The 18468-nt window shown below is 60.7% G+C and carries 15 protein-coding genes and 1 tRNA gene; 1 reads left to right on the top strand and 15 read right to left on the bottom strand.

The genetic code is table 11. The annotated features are described in order from the left end of the window. The 4 genes from AU381_RS28235 to rpsL form a co-directional block, all read right to left on the bottom strand. Positions 1-126 (bottom strand): GTP-binding protein (locus AU381_RS28235; RefSeq protein ID WP_244520023.1); only part of this gene is annotated, 126 nt, incomplete at its 3' end. Between the two features lie 71 nt (positions 127-197). Next, positions 198-2297: an elongation factor G gene (gene fusA, locus AU381_RS04860; protein WP_012707752.1), complete on the bottom strand. Its 2100-nt coding sequence runs from the start codon at positions 2295-2297 to the stop codon at positions 198-200. Between the two features lie 29 nt (positions 2298-2326). Beyond that, entirely contained in the window at positions 2327-2797 is a 471-nt protein-coding gene (gene rpsG / locus AU381_RS04855; protein WP_026612436.1) for a 30S ribosomal protein S7, read from the bottom strand. Positions 2798-2855: 58 nt separating this feature from the next. Continuing rightward, positions 2856-3227: a 30S ribosomal protein S12 gene (rpsL, locus tag AU381_RS04850; RefSeq protein ID WP_003507760.1), complete on the bottom strand. Its 372-nt coding sequence runs from the start codon at positions 3225-3227 to the stop codon at positions 2856-2858. Between the two features lie 660 nt (positions 3228-3887). On the opposite strand from rpsL, the gene AU381_RS04845 reads away from it, so the two are divergent. Further along, positions 3888-4184 (top strand): hypothetical protein, encoded by a 297-nt coding sequence (locus tag AU381_RS04845; RefSeq protein ID WP_064240672.1) that lies wholly within the window; start codon positions 3888-3890, stop codon positions 4182-4184. A gap of 103 nt (positions 4185-4287) precedes the next feature. Here AU381_RS04845 and rpoC read toward each other — a convergent pair whose 3' ends face one another. The 11 genes from rpoC to AU381_RS04790 all read right to left on the bottom strand — a co-directional run. Further along, positions 4288-8493 (bottom strand): DNA-directed RNA polymerase subunit beta', encoded by a 4206-nt coding sequence (gene rpoC, locus AU381_RS04840; protein WP_064240671.1) that lies wholly within the window; start codon positions 8491-8493, stop codon positions 4288-4290. Between the two features lie 188 nt (positions 8494-8681). Beyond that, complete coding sequence (gene rpoB, locus AU381_RS04835) at positions 8682-12824, bottom strand: DNA-directed RNA polymerase subunit beta (protein ID WP_064240670.1); 4143 nt, start codon at positions 12822-12824, stop codon at positions 8682-8684. 266 nt (positions 12825-13090) lie between these two features. Beyond that, a complete protein-coding gene (rplL, locus tag AU381_RS04830; RefSeq protein WP_064240669.1) occupies positions 13091-13474 on the bottom strand; it encodes a 50S ribosomal protein L7/L12 in 384 nt (127 codons plus the stop codon). 58 nt (positions 13475-13532) lie between these two features. Next, positions 13533-14051: a 50S ribosomal protein L10 gene (rplJ, locus tag AU381_RS04825; protein WP_026612440.1), complete on the bottom strand. Its 519-nt coding sequence runs from the start codon at positions 14049-14051 to the stop codon at positions 13533-13535. 330 nt (positions 14052-14381) lie between these two features. Next, complete coding sequence (gene rplA / locus AU381_RS04820) at positions 14382-15080, bottom strand: 50S ribosomal protein L1 (protein WP_064240668.1); 699 nt, start codon at positions 15078-15080, stop codon at positions 14382-14384. Positions 15081-15084: 4 nt separating this feature from the next. Further along, a complete protein-coding gene (rplK, locus tag AU381_RS04815) occupies positions 15085-15513 on the bottom strand; it encodes a 50S ribosomal protein L11 (protein ID WP_012707743.1) in 429 nt (142 codons plus the stop codon). Between the two features lie 217 nt (positions 15514-15730). Next, complete coding sequence (gene nusG / locus AU381_RS04810) at positions 15731-16261, bottom strand: transcription termination/antitermination protein NusG (protein ID WP_012707742.1); 531 nt, start codon at positions 16259-16261, stop codon at positions 15731-15733. Positions 16262-16278: 17 nt separating this feature from the next. Further along, positions 16279-16479 (bottom strand): preprotein translocase subunit SecE, encoded by a 201-nt coding sequence (gene secE / locus AU381_RS04805; RefSeq protein ID WP_012707741.1) that lies wholly within the window; start codon positions 16477-16479, stop codon positions 16279-16281. Between the two features lie 200 nt (positions 16480-16679). Beyond that, positions 16680-16755, bottom strand: a tRNA-Trp gene (locus AU381_RS04800). Between the two features lie 151 nt (positions 16756-16906). Continuing rightward, positions 16907-17806, bottom strand: a complete 900-nt coding sequence (locus tag AU381_RS04795; protein WP_064240667.1) for an NAD-dependent epimerase/dehydratase family protein — start codon at positions 17804-17806, stop codon at positions 16907-16909. A 270-nt stretch (positions 17807-18076) separates the two neighbouring features. After that, on the bottom strand, positions 18077-18468 hold a 392-nt coding region (locus AU381_RS04790), incomplete at both ends, for an EF-Tu C-terminal domain-related protein (protein ID WP_244520022.1).

Here is an 18468-nt window from a genome sequence, read left to right as displayed (position 1 = left end):
ATACGCCTTGAACTCGCCGAAATACTTGGTGATCGCTGCCGTCAGCGACGTCTTGCCATGGTCAACGTGGCCAATCGTGCCGATGTTGACGTGCGGCTTGTTGCGCTCGAATTTGCTCTTTGCCATTTTCGGCTCTCCGTTTCCTGTCCCTTAGAGGGGAAATCTTTTCATTCTGTTTCAGCGCGGCGGTATTCCGGTCACTTCTGACCGGAATACTTCGCCTGGATTTCCTGCGCGACGTTCGAGGGAACCGGCGCGTAGTGATCGAACAGCATCGTGTACTGAGCGCGGCCCTGCGACATCGAGCGCAGGTTGTCGACGTACTTGAACATGTTCGCGAGCGGCACGTGGGCATTGATCACCACGGCAACGCCGCGCGATTCCTGGCCCTGGATCTGGCCACGGCGAGAGTTCAAGTCGCCGATCACGTCACCGACGTAATCTTCCGGCGTGACCACCTCGACCTTCATGATCGGCTCGAGGAGCTGAGCGCCGGCCTTCTTGGCGGCTTCACGGAAGCAAGCGCGCGAAGCGATTTCGAACGCCAGAACCGAGGAGTCGACATCGTGGAACGCACCGTCGATGAGGGTGGCCTTAACGCCGAGCATCGGGAAGCCCGCGAGCGGACCCGAAGACAGAACGCTTTCGATACCCTTCTGAACGCCCGGGATGTATTCCTTCGGAACCGCACCGCCGACGATCTTGGATTCGAAGGCGAAGTCCTCGCCTTCCGGGTTCGGCTCGAAGACGATCTTGACGCGCGCGAACTGACCGGTACCACCGGACTGCTTCTTGTGCGTGTAGTCTTCTTCGTGCTGACGCGTGATGGTCTCACGGTAAGCAACCTGCGGAGCGCCGACGGATGCTTCGACCTTGAACTCGCGACGCATGCGGTCGACGATGATATCGAGGTGAAGTTCGCCCATGCCGGCGATGATCGTCTGGCCGGATTCCTCGTCGGTCTTGACACGGAAGGACGGGTCTTCTGCCGCCAGGCGGTTAAGCGCGAGGCCCATCTTTTCCTGGTCGCCCTTGGTCTTCGGCTCGATGGCGATCTGGATGACCGGCTCCGGGAATTCCATGCGCTCGAGGATAACCGGCTTCAGCGGATCGCAGAGCGTATCGCCGGTGGTGGTTTCCTTGAGGCCCGCGAGAGCAACGATGTCGCCGGCGAAGGCTTCTTCGATGTCTTCACGCGAATTGGAGTGCATCTGCAGCATGCGGCCGACGCGCTCGCGCTTTTCCTTGACCGTGTTCATCACCGACGTGCCCTTTTCGAGCTTGCCGGAATAGATGCGGGCGAAGGTCAGCGAACCGACGAAGGGGTCGTTCATGATCTTGAACGCCAGCATCGACAGCGGCTCGTTGTCGTCGGCCTTACGGGTGATCTCACCCTCGGTCTTGACGTCGATGCCCTTGATCGCCGGGATATCGATCGGCGACGGCAGGTAGTCGACAACGGCGTCGAGCAGCGGCTGAACGCCCTTGTTCTTGAAAGCCGTGCCGCAGAACATCGGATGGAACTTCACGTCGATCGTGCCGCGACGAACCAGTTCGCGGATCTTGTCGTTGTCCGGATAGGTGCCTTCGAGATAGGCTTCCATTGCCGCTTCGTCGATCTCGACAACCGTCTCGATCAGCTTCTCGCGGTATTCTTCAGCCTTGTCCTTCATGTCCGCCGGGATTTCGACGACATCCCACTGGGCGCCGAGCGATTCGTCGCGCCAGACGAGAGCATTCATCTCGATCAGGTCGACAACGCCCTTGAATTCGCTTTCAGCGCCGATCGGCAGCTGCATGACGACGGCGGTCGCGCCGAGACGCGTCTTGATCATCTCGACCGAGCGGTAGAAGTCCGCGCCGGTCTTGTCCATCTTGTTGCAGAAGATCATCCGCGGAACATTGTACTTCTCGGCCTGGCGCCAGACGGTTTCCGTCTGCGGCTCGACGCCGGCATTCGCATCGAGAAGCGCAATCGCGCCGTCGAGAACGCGCAGCGAACGCTCGACTTCGATGGTGAAGTCCACGTGGCCGGGGGTGTCGATGATGTTGAAGCGGCGCATCTTACCGTCACGGCCCTTCCAGAAGGTCGTGGTGGCTGCAGACGTGATCGTGATGCCGCGCTCCTGCTCCTGCTCCATCCAGTCCATCGTCGCGGCGCCGTCGTGAACTTCGCCGATCTTGTGGGACTTGCCGGTGTAGTAGAGGATGCGCTCGGTCGTCGTCGTCTTGCCGGCGTCGATATGCGCCATGATACCGAAATTTCGGTAATCTTCGATTTTATATTCGCGAGCCATGGGTGACTGCCTTTCGAGACGTGTTGCCGTTACCAGCGGTAGTGCGAGAACGCACGGTTGGCATCAGCCATCTTGTGCGTGTCTTCGCGCTTCTTCACGGCGCTGCCACGGTTGTTTGCCGCGTCCATGAGTTCGCCACAGAGGCGATCAACCATGGTCGTTTCGTTGCGCTTGCGTGCGGCCGCAATCAGCCAGCGGATGGCGAGGGCCTGGCGACGCTCCGGACGAACATCGACCGGAACCTGATAGGTAGCACCACCGACGCGGCGCGAACGCACTTCGACATGCGGAGCAATGTTGTCGAGGGCGGAATGGAACACGGCGATCGGTTCCTGCTTCAGCTTCGACTGGACTGCTTCGAAGGCACCATAGACGATGCTTTCTGCGACGGACTTCTTACCGTCCAGCATGATTGCGTTCATAAACTTCGTGACGACCAGATCACCGAACTTCGGATCCGGGTTGATCTCACGCTTTTCTGCTCTGTGGCGTCGGGACATACTTTTCGTCTCTCAACTTCTAAATCTAGTGACCAGCGAAATGGCGCCGGTTGCGATGTTATTTCGGACGCTTCGCGCCGTACTTCGAACGACGCTGCTTGCGGTTCTTCACACCCTGCGTATCGAGAACGCCGCGGATGATGTGGTAACGCACACCCGGAAGGTCCTTCACGCGACCGCCGCGGATCATCACCACGGAGTGCTCCTGAAGGTTGTGGCCTTCGCCGGGAATGTAGCCGATCACTTCGAAGCCGTTCGTCAGGCGGATCTTTGCAACCTTACGCAGAGCCGAGTTCGGCTTCTTCGGGGTCGTCGTGTAGACGCGGGTGCAAACGCCGCGCTTCTGCGGGTTTTCCTGCAGGGCAGGAACCTTGTTGCGCTTTACCTGTGCCTGACGCGGCTTGCGGATCAGCTGGTTTACGGTAGGCATGTAACCATCCCTTGCAAAAACTTGTCTCGTTACCCTTTCGGGCGGATCGTTGCCGTCGCCGGCGGTGCCGTACGCCTATGAAATGCGCAAAACGAGGGCCGATCCGCGTTTTGGCAGATGACCCCGACAAAAGCAGAGGACGCGCTATATCGCGCGTCTTGCGTGCAGCATTGTGTCTTCAGCGTGCGTTTGAACCTTGTTTGAGGCGAACTCCAGAACACGACGTTCCGAACCAGCCAGCCTCACATGGGCTCTGATGCGGCGGGGTGTACTGATTTCAGGTCGATCCGTCAAGGGCAATTAACAAATATTCTGGACCTTGCAGCCCTGATATGCCTGCAAAACAAGGCTTTGCGGCGGTGCCTGCGACAGGCGAAGACAAAAGCGGCATGTCAGCTCCCGATATTGTTCTCCGCGGTTAAAGAATCGGCAATATCTTTCTGACGCTTTCCATCGGCCATGAGTCGGCGAATGCCGCACTCGCCCGGTCGTGCTCCGCCCCCTCGCCTCAGCCGAATCGAATGGACAAGTGCTGCACGGCCATGGATCAAAAAGCGCCCGCGACTGTTATCCTGACAATGACTGGCCTCGTGGCTTATTCCTTCGCATGCCCACGAAAACCGCGGTAAGGTGGCCGGCATTTCGAAAGAGGACCTTCCCATGCCCATCACGCCCGACAACGATAATTCACCCGAAGAGCCGCTGGTCTTCGTCATCATCGGCAAGGCTTACGAGAACGATGGCGACGACGAGGGCATCGAGATTCACGTGATGCTCCGGGCGCCAGACGACGACACCGCCGTGCGGGAAGCGCTCAACGCGCTCGCCGAGGAGGGCTTCTTTCAAGCGGACCTCGACCAGATCGGAACCTTGACCGACATACCGGATGAGGAACCACACGCATCGGCCTATCAAGGTGCGCTCGAAGGAGAGGTCTCGATCATCCGCTTCGGATGAGCGAGCGCGCCAAGAATGAGATCAAACGAAGAAGCCGCCCGGATCGCTCCGGGCGGCTTCTTCAATCTTCCAAAGAGGGTAACGACCACCCTCTCCTTTCCAATCATTCGGCCGCAGCGTTTTCGTTCGCCATGTCGGCGAGCATCGGCGTCGCAGCATCGGCGCCCGTACCCTTGCGGCGCTCTTCGAGGATCAACTCGTCGCGCGCCGTGGCGATGCGGCGGATCTGCGTCATCGTACCACCGGTACCGGCCGGGATGAGACGCCCGACGATGACGTTTTCCTTGAGACCCTGCAGACTGTCCGTCTTGCCGGCGACCGCCGCTTCGGTGAGCACCTTGGTGGTCTCCTGGAACGACGCCGCGGAGATGAAGGATGGTGTCTGCAGCGATGCCTTGGTGATGCCGAGCAGCACCGGCTCACCGAAGGCCGGTTTCTTGCCTTCGGCAAGCAGCGCATCGTTGACGTCTTCGAGCTCGATGCGATCGACGTTGTCGCCGACGATGTAGCTCGAGTCACCGGCGTCGGTGATTTCGACCTTCTGCAGCATCTGCCGGACGATCACCTCGATGTGCTTGTCGTTGATGACAACGCCCTGCAGACGATAGACTTCCTGGATCTCGTTGACGAGGTAGGAAGCAAGCGCCTCAACGCCCTTGATCGCCAGGATGTCGTGCGGCGCCGGGTTGCCGTCGAGGATGTAGTCGCCCTTTTCGATGTAGTCGCCATCCTGAAGATGGAAAGGCTTGCCCTTCGGGATCAGGTATTCGACCGGCTCGACACCGTCTTCTGCCGGCTCGATCAGCACGCGACGCTTGTTCTTGTAGTCGCGGCCGAAGCGGACCGTGCCATCGATCTCCGCGATGATGGCGTGATCCTTCGGACGGCGGGCCTCGAAGAGCTCGGCGACGCGCGGCAGACCACCGGTGATGTCCTTGGTCTTGGCGCTTTCAAGCGGCGAACGGGCAAGAACGTCGCCCTGGCTGACCTTCTGTCCCGGTTCGACCGAAAGGATCGCATCGACCGAGAGCATGAAGCGGGCTTCGCCGCCGCGGGCCAGCTTTGCAATGCTGCCGTTCTTGTCCTTGATGACGATCGCCGGCTTCAGGTCCGTACCGCGCGGCGTCGAGCGCCAGTCGATAACCTGACGCTTGGTGATGCCGGTCGATTCGTCCGTCGATTCCAGAACCGAGATGCCGTCGACAACGTCTTCGAAGTGAACGACACCTTCGACTTCCGTCATCATCGGACGGGTGTAGGGATCCCACTCGGCGAAACGCTGGCCGCGCTTCACCTTGTCGCCGTCGTCGACGAAGATCTTCGAACCATAGGCAACGCGCTGCGAGGACCGCTCGACACCGCGTTCGTCCAGGATCTGGATCGCCATGTTGCGGCCCATGGCAACGAGTACGCCATCGGAGTTGCGCAGCATGTTGCGGTTCTTGATCTGGACCGTACCCTCGTAAGAGGCTTCCAGGAACGACTGGTCGACCACGGTCGCGGTACCGCCAAGGTGGAAGGTACGCATGGTCAGCTGCGTACCCGGCTCGCCGATCGACTGCGCCGCGATGACGCCGACGGCTTCGCCCATGTTGACGGGCGTACCGCGTGCCAGATCACGGCCGTAGCAGACGCCGCAGACGCCGGTCTGGATTTCGCAGGTCAGCGCCGAGCGAATGCGGACGGACTGAATGCCCGCCTTTTCGATGATTGCCACATCGGCTTCGAGGATCATCCTGCCCGCATCGACGATGCGTTCGCCGGTGACCGGGTTGTCGATGTTGTCGAGCGCCGTGCGACCGAGGATACGCTGACCGAGCGAGGCAACGACCTGGCCGGCATCGACGATCGCCGTCATCGTGAGGCCCTTATCGGTGCCGCAATCGACATGCGTGACGATGCAATCCTGCGCGACGTCGACGAGACGACGGGTCAGATAACCGGAGTTCGCGGTCTTCAAGGCGGTGTCCGCCAGACCCTTACGGGCACCGTGCGTCGAGTTGAAGTACTCGTTCACGGTCAGGCCTTCCTTGAAGTTCGAGATGATCGGCGTTTCGATGATCTCGCCCGACGGCTTGGCCATCAGGCCGCGCATGCCACCCAGCTGGCGCATCTGGTTCGGAGAACCACGAGCACCGGAGTGCGACATCATATAGATCGAGTTCATCGGCTTCTGGCGGCCGTTGTCGTCGAACTCGACCGCCTTGATGCGCGCCATCATCTCCTCGGCGACCTTTTCGGTTGCCTTGCCCCAGGCGTCGACCACCTTGTTGTACTTTTCGCCCTGGGTGATCAGGCCGTCATTGTACTGCTGCTCGTATTCCTTCACGAGCGCTTCCGTATCGCCGACGATCTTCACCTTGGTGTCCGGGATCACCATGTCGTCCTTGCCGAACGAAATGCCGGCGCGGCAGGCATGGGAGAAGCCGAGCTGCATGATCCGGTCGCAGAAGATCACCGTGTCCTTCTGGCCGCAATGGCGATAGACCGCGTCGATCATCTTCGAGATGTTCTTCTTGGTCATCTCCTGGTTGCAGATTTCAAACGGAACGTTCGGGTTCTTCGGCAGGAGCTCGCCGATGATCATGCGGCCGGGCGTCGTTTCGTAGATCTTCGAGACCGGCTTGCCCTCGGCGTCGACGGTCTTGTAGCGGCCACGAATCTTGGCATGCAGGGTGACGGCCTTGGTCTCCAGCGCATGGTGCAATTCGCCCATGTCGGAGAAGGCCATGCCTTCGCCCGGTTCGTTCTGGTTCAGGATCGACAGATAGTAGAGGCCGAGAACCATGTCCTGCGACGGCACGATGATCGGCGCGCCGTTCGCCGGATGCAGGATGTTGTTCGTCGACATCATCAGCACGCGGGCTTCAAGCTGGGCTTCGAGCGACAGCGGCACGTGAACGGCCATCTGGTCGCCGTCGAAGTCGGCGTTGAAGGCGGTGCAGACGAGCGGGTGCAACTGGATCGCCTTGCCCTCGACCAGGATCGGTTCGAAGGCCTGGATGCCCAGGCGGTGCAGCGTCGGCGCACGGTTCAGGAGAACCGGATGCTCGCGGATCACCTCGTCGAGGATATCCCAGACTTCCGGCTTTTCCTTTTCCACCAGCTTCTTCGCCTGCTTGACGGTCGACGAATAACCCTTGGCGTCGAGGCGGGCGTAGATGAACGGCTTGAAGAGCTCGAGCGCCATCTTCTTCGGCAGGCCGCACTGGTGCAGCTTGAGCTCCGGGCCGGTCACGATGACCGAGCGGCCGGAATAGTCGACGCGCTTGCCGAGCAGGTTCTGGCGGAAGCGGCCCTGCTTGCCCTTCAGCATGTCGGAGAGCGACTTCAGCGGACGCTTGTTGGCACCGGTGATGACCCGGCCGCGGCGGCCGTTGTCGAACAGCGCGTCGACGGATTCCTGCAGCATCCGCTTTTCGTTGCGGATGATGATGCCCGGCGCGCGCAGCTCGATCAGCCGCTTCAGACGGTTGTTACGGTTGATGACGCGGCGGTAGAGGTCGTTCAGGTCCGACGTCGCGAAACGGCCGCCATCGAGCGGCACGAGCGGACGCAGGTCCGGCGGGATCACCGGAACGACCTTCATGATCATCCATTCCGGGCGGTTGCCGGATTCCATGAAGTTCTCGACGATCTTCAGCCGCTTCATCAGCTTCTTCTGCTTCAGATCCGAGGTCGTCTCGGCCATTTCCGCGCGCAGGTCGCCGGCGATCTTTTCGAGATTCATCGAGGCGAGCATCTCGTAGATCGCCTCGGCGCCGATCATCGCGGTGAACTGGTCTTCACCGAACTCGTCGACGGCGATCATGTAGTCTTCTTCGCTGAGAAGCTGGTTCTCCTTGAGCGAAGTCAGGCCTGGCTCCGTGACGATGTAGTTCTCGAAATAGAGAACGCGCTCGATATCCTTCAGCGTCATGTCGAGCAGCGTAGCGATGCGGCTCGGCAGCGACTTCAGGAACCAGATGTGGGCAACAGGCGCTGCGAGCTCGATGTGGCCCATGCGCTCGCGGCGAACGCGCGACAGCGTGACCTCGACGCCGCACTTTTCGCAGATGATGCCCTTGTACTTCATGCGCTTGTACTTGCCGCACAGGCACTCGTAGTCCTTGATCGGGCCGAAGATGCGCGCGCAGAACAGACCATCGCGCTCCGGCTTGAAGGTGCGGTAGTTGATCGTCTCCGGCTTCTTGATCTCACCGTAAGACCAGGAAAGAATCTTCTCCGGCGACGCGATCGAAATCCGGATGGAATCGAAGGTCTGTGCAGGCACCTGCGGATTGAAAAGATTCATGACCTCTTGGTTCATGCCTGTCTCCTTTGCGGGCATTACGCGCTGAGCTTGGCGAGGGTGCCGGCAAATCCCGGGCGCCAGCCCCTGCCCCATAAACAGCTAAAACCGCATCGGCTGCGGCCCTGTTCCTGCCGCGGGCAAACGGGATGCCCGGCGGCGGAAACGGTGCGCGCCGCTTGAAGCGACACGCACCGGATATCGTCTTACTCCGCTGCGTCCGGCAGCTGCGCCGCGGTACCGAGGTCCTCGACCTTCGAGTTCTCCAACTCGACGGAGAGGCCGAGCGAGCGCATTTCCTTGACGAGAACGTTGAAGCTCTCCGGAATGCCCGCCTCGAACGTATCGTCGCCACGGACGATCGCCTCGTAGACCTTGGTGCGGCCGGCCACGTCGTCCGACTTGACCGTCAGCATTTCCTGCAGCGTGTAGGCGGCGCCGTAAGCTTCGAGCGCCCAGACCTCCATTTCGCCGAAGCGCTGGCCGCCGAACTGCGCCTTGCCGCCCAGCGGCTGCTGGGTGACGAGCGAGTACGGACCGATCGAACGGGCGTGGATCTTGTCGTCGACCAGGTGGTTGAGCTTCAGCATGTAGATGTAGCCCACCGTGACCTGGCGGTCGAAGGCCTCGCCGGTACGTCCGTCATAGAGCGTCGACTGACCGGTCACCTTCAGGCCGGCCTTGTTCAACATCTCGTTGACGTCGGCTTCGACGGCGCCGTCGAAGACCGGCGTTGCGATCGAAACGCCGCGGCGGGTCTGCTCGGCCAGCCGCACGATCGACTCGTCGTCGTACTGCTTGATCGGCTCGCCCTTCGGACCGGTGCCCATCACATCGTCGATCGTCTGGCGCAGCGGCTTGATGTCGCCGCTCTCGTGGTACGCCTCGAGCATTGCGCCGATCTTCTTGCCCATACCGGCGCAAGCCCAGCCGAGATGCGTCTCGAGGATCTGACCGACGTTCATGCGCGACGGCACGCCGAGCGGGTTCAGCACCACGTCGACATGCGTGCCGTCTTCGAGGAACGGCATGTCTTCGATCGGCACGATGCGCGACACGACGCCCTTGTTGCCGTGACGGCCGGCCATCTTGTCGCCCGGCTGGATCTTGCGCTTCACGGCGACGAAGACCTTGACCATCTTCATGACGCCCGGAGGCATCTCGTCACCGCGCTGGACCTTCTCGACCTTGTCCATGAAGCGCTGTTCGAGACGCGACTTGGATTCGTCGTACTGGGCGCGGAGCGCTTCGATCTCGCCCTGAGCCTTCTCGTCCTCGACGGCGAACATCCACCACTGCGAACGCGGATATTCGCTGATGACGGCGTTCGAAAGCTCGGTGCCCTTCTTGAAGCCCTTCGGGCCGGCAACGGCGACGTGACCGCGCAGCATGTCGATCAGGCGCGCATAGACGTTGCGATCGAGGATCGCCTGCTCGTCGTCGCGGTCCTTGGCGAGGCGTTCGATCTCCTCGCGTTCGATCGCCATCGCGCGCTCGTCCTTCTCCACGCCGTGGCGGTTGAAGACGCGAACTTCGACGACCGTACCGAAGGTGCCGGGCGGCATGCGCATGGACGTATCACGGACGTCCGAGGCCTTTTCGCCGAAGATGGCGCGCAGAAGCTTTTCTTCCGGCGTCATCGGGCTTTCGCCCTTCGGCGTGATCTTGCCGACCAGGATATCGCCCGGCTGAACTTCGGCGCCGATATAGACGATACCGGCTTCGTCGAGGTTCTTCAGCGCTTCTTCCGAGACGTTCGGAATGTCGCGCGTGATTTCTTCCGGACCGAGCTTGGTGTCGCGTGCCATGACTTCGAATTCCTCGATGTGGATCGAGGTGAAGACGTCATCGCGCACGATCCGCTCGGAAAGCAGGATCGAGTCTTCGTAGTTGTAGCCGTTCCAGGGCATGAAGGCGACGAGCGCGTTGCGGCCGAGCGCCAGATCACCCAGATCCGTCGACGGGCCGTCGGCGATGATGTCGCCCTTGTTCACCAGGTCACCGACGGTCACCAGCGGGCGCTGGTTGACGCAGGTGTTCTGGTTCGAACGCTGGAACTTCTGCAGACGGTAGATGTCGACGCCGGACTTCGACGGATCAAGGTCTTCGGTGGCGCGGATAACGATACGCGTCGCATCGACCTGGTCGACGACGCCGCCGCGGCGGGCGGCGATCGCCGCACCGGAGTCGCGCGCCACGACCGGCTCCATGCCGGTGCCGACGAACGGAGCCTCGGCTCTCAGCAGCGGCACAGCCTGACGCTGCATGTTCGAGCCCATCAGCGCGCGGTTGGCGTCATCGTTCTCGAGGAACGGGATGAGCGCCGCGGCGACCGAAACGAGCTGCTTCGGCGAAACGTCCATCAGGTTGATGTTGTCGCGCGGCGCCAGCATGACTTCACCGGCGTGACGGCAGACAACGAATTCTTCCGCGAAGGAGCTGTCGTCGTTCAGCGGCGAGTTGGCCTGGGCGACGTGATACTTCGCCTCTTCCATCGCCGACAGATAGACAACGTCGCTGGTCACCTTCCCGTCAACGATCTTGCGATACGGGCTCTCGATGAAGCCGTACTTGTTGACGCGGGCGAAGGTCGCGAGAGAGTTGATCAGACCGATGTTCGGACCTTCCGGCGTTTCGATCGGGCAGATACGGCCGTAGTGGGTCGGATGCACGTCGCGCACTTCGAAGCCGGCGCGCTCGCGGGTCAGGCCACCCGGGCCAAGGGCCGAAAGACGGCGCTTGTGGGTGATTTCCGACAGCGGGTTCACCTGGTCCATGAACTGCGAGAGCTGCGAGGAGCCGAAGAATTCACGAACGGCAGCAGCGGCCGGCTTCGCGTTGATCAGGTCCTGCGGCATCACGGTGTCGATCTCGATCGAGGACATGCGTTCCTTGATCGCACGCTCCATGCGCAGAAGACCCAGGCGGTACTGGTTCTCCATCAACTCGCCGACCGAGCGGACGCGACGGTTGCCGAGATTGTCGATGTCGTCGATCTCGCCCTTGCCGTCACGCAGTTCGACCAGCATCTTGACGACCGCCAGGATATCTTCCTTGCGCAGCGTGCGGACCGTGTCCGGCACGTCGAGGTCGAGGCGCATGTTCATCTTCACGCGGCCGACGGCCGAGAGGTCGTAGCGTTCGGCGTCGAAGAACAGCGCATTGAACATGGCTTCGGCGGAATCCATAGTCGGCGGCTCGCCCGGGCGCATGACGCGATAGATGTCGAACAGCGCATCCTGCCGGTTTTCGTTCTTGTCGGCAGCGAGCGTGTTGCGGATATAGGCGCCGACATTGATGTGGTCGATGTCGAGGACCGGAATCTCGTCAAACCCGGCCGACAGGATGACGGGAAGCGTCTTCTCGTCGATCTCGTCGCCGGCTTCCAGGTAGATTTCGCCGGTTTCGTAGTTGACGATGTCCTCGGCGAGGTAGTTGCCATAGAGGTCGTCGTCGGTCGCCTTGAGGGCCTTCAGGCCCTTTTCCTGCAACTGCCGCACCAGCCGCGGCGTCAGCTTCTTGCCGGCCTCGACGACCACTTCGCCGGTATCGGCATCGATCATGTCGGCGATCGCCTTCTGTCCCTTCAGGGCATCTGGCTGGAACGGCACGCGCCAGCCGTCGCCGTCGCGCTGGTAGAGCGACTGCGTATAGAAGGTGCTGAGGATTTCCTCGCCATCCATGCCGAGCGCCATCAGCAGCGACGTCACCGGGATCTTGCGGCGACGGTCGATACGCGCATGCACGATGTCCTTGGCGTCGAACTCGATGTCGAGCCATGAACCGCGATACGGAATGACACGCGCAGCGAAGAGCAGCTTGCCGGAGGAATGGCTCTTGCCTTTGTCGTGGTCGAAGAAGACGCCCGGCGAACGGTGCATCTGCGAGACGATGACGCGCTCGGTGCCGTTGACGATGAAGGTACCGTTGTCCGTCATGAGCGGCATGTCGCCCATGTAGACGTTCTGTTCCTTGATATCCTTGATCGACTTCGCGCCCGTATCTTCATCGATATCGAACACGATCAGGCGCAGCGTCACCTTGAGGGGTGCCGCATAGGTCAGGTCGCGCTGGCGGCATTCTTCGACGTCGAACTTCGGCGGTTCGAATTCGTAGGACACGAATTCGAGCATCGAAGCGCCCGAGAAATCCTTGATCGGAAATACCGACTTGAAAACAGCTTGAAGTCCCTCGTCGGGGCGCCCGCCTGCAGGCTCTTCCACCATCAGGAACTGGTCGTAGGATGCCTTCTGGACCTCGATGAGGTTGGGCATCTCTGCGACTTCGGGGATCTTACCAAAAAACTTGCGTACGCGCCTACGACCGTTGAACGAAAGGGTCTGAGCCATCGTCGCTCCTTGTCAATCTTGCATCCGGGCCTGCAACGGACGGGAACCGATGGCCAGTCGATCCCGTCGATCAAATGAGTCGTTCAATCTCGTCGAGCTTTTCGAAAGACGCCAGCACGGAACGCTGCGCTGTCTCGCGATCGCGACCATCCTCTTGAAGAACCCATTACCCAAAAGCCGTTTTCGACAGGCTTTTGGGTAATATGTTCCAAAAACGGTCAAAGAGAGGCGGCCACAAGGGCCCCCTCCCTTCGCATTTCGTCGAATTACTTGACGTCGACCTTCGCGCCAGCGTCTTCAAGCTTCTTCTTGAGGTCAGCAGCTTCGGCCTTGGAAACAGCTTCCTTGACCGGCTTCGGAGCGCCTTCGACCAGGTCCTTGGCTTCCTTCAGGCCGAGGCCGGTGATGGCGCGGACTTCCTTGATGACGTTGATCTTGTTCGCGCCGGCATCCGTCAGGATGACGTCGAACTCGGTCTTTTCTTCTTCAGCAGCGGCAGCAGCACCGCCGGCAGCACCGCCAGCAGCGGCAACAGCTACCGGAGCAGCGGCAGAAACGCCCCACTTTTCTTCGAGCAGCTTGGAAAGCTCAGCAGCTTCCAGGACGGTCAGCGAGGAGAGGTCTTCAACGATCTTTGCGAGATCAGCCATTTTACTTTTCCTTTAGTTCGGTTCGAACTGGTTTCAATTACAACAGCGAAATTCCGCCTCAGGCGGCTTCGTCCTTCTTGGCATAGGCCGAGAACACGCGGGCAAGCTGGCTTGCCGGTGCTGCGACAACCGTCGCGACGCGGGTTGCCGGGGCGTTGATGAGGCCCAGCAGCTTCGCGCGCAGCTCGTCCAGCGAAGGCAGGGTCGCGAGCGACTTGACACCTTCGGCGTTGAGCGTGGTTGTCCCCATGGCGCCGCCCAGAACAACGAGCTTGTCGTTGGTCTTGGCGAAATCCACGACGACCTTCGGAGCCGTTACGGGGTCGGCGCTGTAAGCGATCAGCGTCTGACCCTTGAAGAGATCGGTCATCCCTTCAGACTCCGTGCCCTGAAGAGCGATCTTGGCCAGGCGGTTTTTCGCGACTTTGACGGTGCCGCCAGCAGCGCGCATCTTCGAACGGAAGTCGTTCATCTGCGCAACTGTGACACCAGCATAGTGGGCCACGACAACCGAACCAGAAGCCTTGAAGACTTCGTTCAGCTCCGTGACGAATTCGCGTTTTTCCGCTCTTTCCACTGTCTGTCTCCAGTTGACAGGGTTGCTCATCGCAGCCCTGCCGGGTTTGCCTTTGTCACCCGGGATCATGCTCGATCCCAAGCAACGCTTAAGGATCCTGTCCCTTGGCGTTCCCGGATTCCCGGGTCTGACACAAGGCAAGCGAGGTTCGAACCGAATTTCGACGCCAGTGGCGCGATTTTGAAATCCAGATCTTACCCGTCTCATGCGGGCAATGGTGATTAAGGTAGAACCACCCGCAATCTCGGACAGGAGTTCCGGACCGGGGTCCGGATATTTCCGGCCCCGAAAGGCCGGAAATTCAGTTTCGGGCCGAGGCCCGCGAATTCATCAGGCGACGCTGAGCGTTGCCGGATCGATCTTGAGGCCGGGTCCCATCGTCGAGGAGATAGCCACGCGCTTGACGTAGTTACCCTTGGCGCCGGTCGGCTTCGCCTTGATCACCGCGTCTGCGAAAGCGCGGATGTTCTCCTCCAGCGCCTTGGCATCGAAGGAAGCCTTGCCGACGCCGGCGTGAACGATGCCCGCCTTCTCGACGCGGAACTCGACGGCACCGCCCTTCGAAGCCTTGACGGCCGCGGCGACGTCCATGGTGACGGTACCGACCTTCGGGTTCGGCATCATGCCGCGCGGGCCGAGAACCTTACCGAGACGGCCGACGAGCGGCATCATGTCCGGGGTCGCGATGCAGCGATCGAAGTCGATCTTGCCGCCCTGGACGATTTCGACCAGGTCTTCCGCCCCGACGACGTCGGCGCCGGCGGCCTTGGCTTCATCGGCCTTCGCACCCCGGGCGAAAACGGCGACGCGAACCGAGCGGCCGGTGCCGTTCGGCAGGTTGACGACGCCACGGACCATCTGGTCGGCATGGCGCGGATCGACGCCGAGGTTCATCGCCACTTCGATGGTCTCGTCGAACTTGGCGGTCGCACGCTCCTTGACGAGCGTCACGGCTTCGGTGAGCCCGTAGATCTTCGCCGGATCGACGCCCTCGCGGGACTTCTGTACACGCTTTGCAATCTTCGCCATGGTCTTAGCCCGTCACTTCCAGGCCCATGGAGCGGGCGGAGCCCTCGACCATTGCCATTGCGCCTTCGATATCGGCCGCGTTGAGGTCCTTCATCTTGGCCTCTGCGATCGTGCGGATCTGGGCCTTGGAGATCGAACCGGCCTTCGCCTTGCCCGGGGTCTTCGAACCGGACTGGATCTTCGCCTCGCGCTTCAGGAAGTAGCTGACCGGCGGCTGCTTCATGATGAAGGTGAAGGACTTGTCCTGGTAATAGGTGATGACGACCGGGATCGGCATACCCTTTTCCATTTCCTGCGTGGCGGCATTGAACGCCTTGCAGAATTCCATGATGTTAATGCCACGCTGACCAAGCGCAGGACCGATCGGCGGCGACGGGTTCGCCGAGCCGGCCTTCACCTGCAGCTTGAGCTGGCCTGCAACTTTCTTAGCCATTTCTCTCTGCCTCTATTTGCCCCGCCCGTCCAGGCCGGAAGCGGGAACTGTTCAGCCGGTTGCCCGACTCCTTGCCGGTCGGTTGACCGGCGGCTGCGGTTGCGTGGTGCGGACATACCGGACCGGCTAAGTCCGGATCCCTCCCACGCGCATGCGGATCACTCCGCCCGAGCGGGCCGACAAATCAGCCTGCCCATTTCAGTAAACTTACGCTCTTTCAGACCTTTTCGACCTGGCCGTATTCCAGTTCGACCGGCGTGGCGCGGCCGAAGATCGACACCTCGACCTTCAGGCGCGAGCGCTCCTCGTCGACATCCTGCACGATGCCGTTGAAGGAGGCGAAGGGGCCATCCGACACGCGGACCTGCTCGCCGATCTCGAAGGAGACCGAAGGCTTCGGACGCTCGACGCCGTCCTGCACCTGACCGAGAATCCGCTCCGCCTCATGGTCCGGAATCGGCACCGGCTTGCTGTCAGTGCCGAGAAATCCGGTCACCTTCGGGGTGTTCTTGATGAGGTGGTAAGCCTCGTCCGTCAAATTCGCCCGCACGAGAACATAGCCCGGGAAGAACTTCCGCTCGGCATCGACCTTGCGGCCGCGACGAACCTCGACCACCTTCTCGGTCGGCACGAGAATCTTTTCAAACAGGTGCGAGAGACCCTTCTGCCTCGCCTTCTCCTCGATCGATTCGGCGACCTTCTTCTCGAAATTCGAATAGGCGTGAACGATATACCAGCGCGCAGCCATCTAACTCTCCACCCAAATCAAGCGCCAACGTTGAGGATCAGGCTCATCAGCCAACCCATCAACTGGTCCGCACCAAAGAAGAAGGCGGCGGCAAAAGAGACCATGACGAAGACCATCAGCGTCGAGATCGTCGTCTCGCGCCGCGAAGGCCAAGTCACTTTTGACGTTTCGGAGCGTACCTGCTGCAGAAACGTGAACGGATTCGTTTTGGATGCCATAAAAATGCTCACGCCATTACGGCGCGTAAAGCCGATGTTTCAGCCCCACGCACCGCGTGTCTGTTTGGACCCTACATAAAGACCGATTGCAAAAACCACAAGAGCCGATCGGTCTTTTTTGTGAATATATAAGGGCGGCCTTGCCGCCCGTCCCGCACATTCTGGCCGAATTGAAACAACAGGGCAAGAAGGAGGAAAAGTGGCAGGGGCAGAGGGGCTCGAACCCCCGACCTGCGGTTTTGGAGACCGCCGCTCTACCAACTGAGCTATACCCCTAGACCCAGACGCGCAACCGCGACCAGATGCATCTCAAGTCTGCGGCTTCTTATTCAGTTTGCCGGATGCTTTCAAGCGCATTTGCAACAAAAGAGCAAAAAGCGCCAAGAAAAAATCCGATCATCGGCTCGCACCCGGCATCGCCCGGTGACTAGCTGTCAAGCGGCACATATTTTCGCCAATCGTGCTCCTCCTTGAAGCCGAGCACTTCGCGAACCTTCCGATTCGAGAGAAGCCCCTCGAACTCGCCGATCTCTCTGGTGAAGGGCACATCCGGATAGAATCGGCTGGCGAGCTCGCGCGTCGGCGTGTTCGCCGATACCGTATCGTTGCAGGCATTGAAGACCGCATACCCGAGCCCGTCTTTCTCGATGCAGAGCTTGACGATCTGGCCCAGGTCCCGCGCATCGATATAGCTCCAGGCAATCCGCTTGCGGACTTCGGGATGTGCGAAATAGTACGGGAAGCGCTCATATTCGTGGGGCTCGATCACATTGCCGATGCGCAGTGCGTAAATGTCGAAACCCGAGCGTTCTGCAAAGGCACGAGCGGTCTTTTCATTCACGACCTTGGAGAGGCCATAGGAATCCATCGGATTGACGTCGTAGTCCTCCTCCAGCGGGAAGCTGTGGAAGTCTCGATGCCCCTCCGCGAAGCAGACGCCGTAGGTCGTTTCGCTCGACGCGACGATGATCTTGCGGATGCCGAGCTTCACCGCCGCCTCGATGACGTTATAGGTGCCCATGACGTTGACGCGGAAGGTTTCGTTGTCCGGCTTGATCAGGATGCGCGGAATGGCAGCAAAGTGGACCACCGCATCGAAGGATTGCGGCCCCCTGCCCTGATCCATATCTGGAAAATCCCGATGCATCGACAGAGCGTTGAACATCTGGCCGCTGTCGGTGATGTCGGCGATCAGGTTCGTGACGCCGGGGCTGTCGAGCGGAACAAGGTCGACATTGTGCACTTCATAGCCCGCTTCGACGAGATAGGGCACGGCGTGCCGCCCGGCCTTGCCGGCGCCGCCGGTAAAGAGAATCCGCTTCTTCACGATGTGCTCCTCCGCCTCTGACGACGCAGGAGCCTGCCATTCCGACGAGACACATTCAAGTTTCGAGTGCGGCGAACAGCAGAAACACAAGACCCCGCGGTTGCCCGCGGGGTCTTCGGAATTGCTCGATGATCGCGGCGACGGCAGCTTGCGCCATCGCCTTTGCGATAATTACTCGACGATGCCGGCGCCGCGTGCAAATCGCGCTTGCGCGCCATTTGCACTTTTTTTGCTGCCGTCGGCAGCTTGCTCCATCGCCCTTGCGATAANGTTCGACGTCGACCGTCACGTTGTCGCCCGGCATCACCATTTCCGTGCCTTCCGGCAGCGTCACGATGCCGGTCACGTCCGTCGTGCGGAAGTAGAACTGCGGACGGTAGTTGGTGAAGAACGGCGTATGACGGCCGCCTTCTTCCTTCGTCAGGATGTAGGCTTCGGCCTTGAACTTGCGGTGCGGCTTGACCGAACCCGGCTTGCACAGAACCTGGCCGCGCTCGACGCCATTGCGGTCGACACCGCGCAGCAGCGCACCGATGTTGTCGCCGGCCTGGCCCTGGTCGAGCAGCTTGCGGAACATTTCGACGCCCGTGCAGGTCGTCTTCGTCGTCGGACGGATGCCGACGATCTCGATTTCCTCACCGACCTTGACGATGCCGCGCTCG

The organism is Sinorhizobium glycinis, from assembly GCF_001651865.1.
GTDB lineage: Bacteria > Pseudomonadota > Alphaproteobacteria > Rhizobiales > Rhizobiaceae > Sinorhizobium > Sinorhizobium glycinis.
Note: the sequence above shows the minus strand (reverse complement) of the source record. Positions and strands in the feature narration are given on the sequence as shown.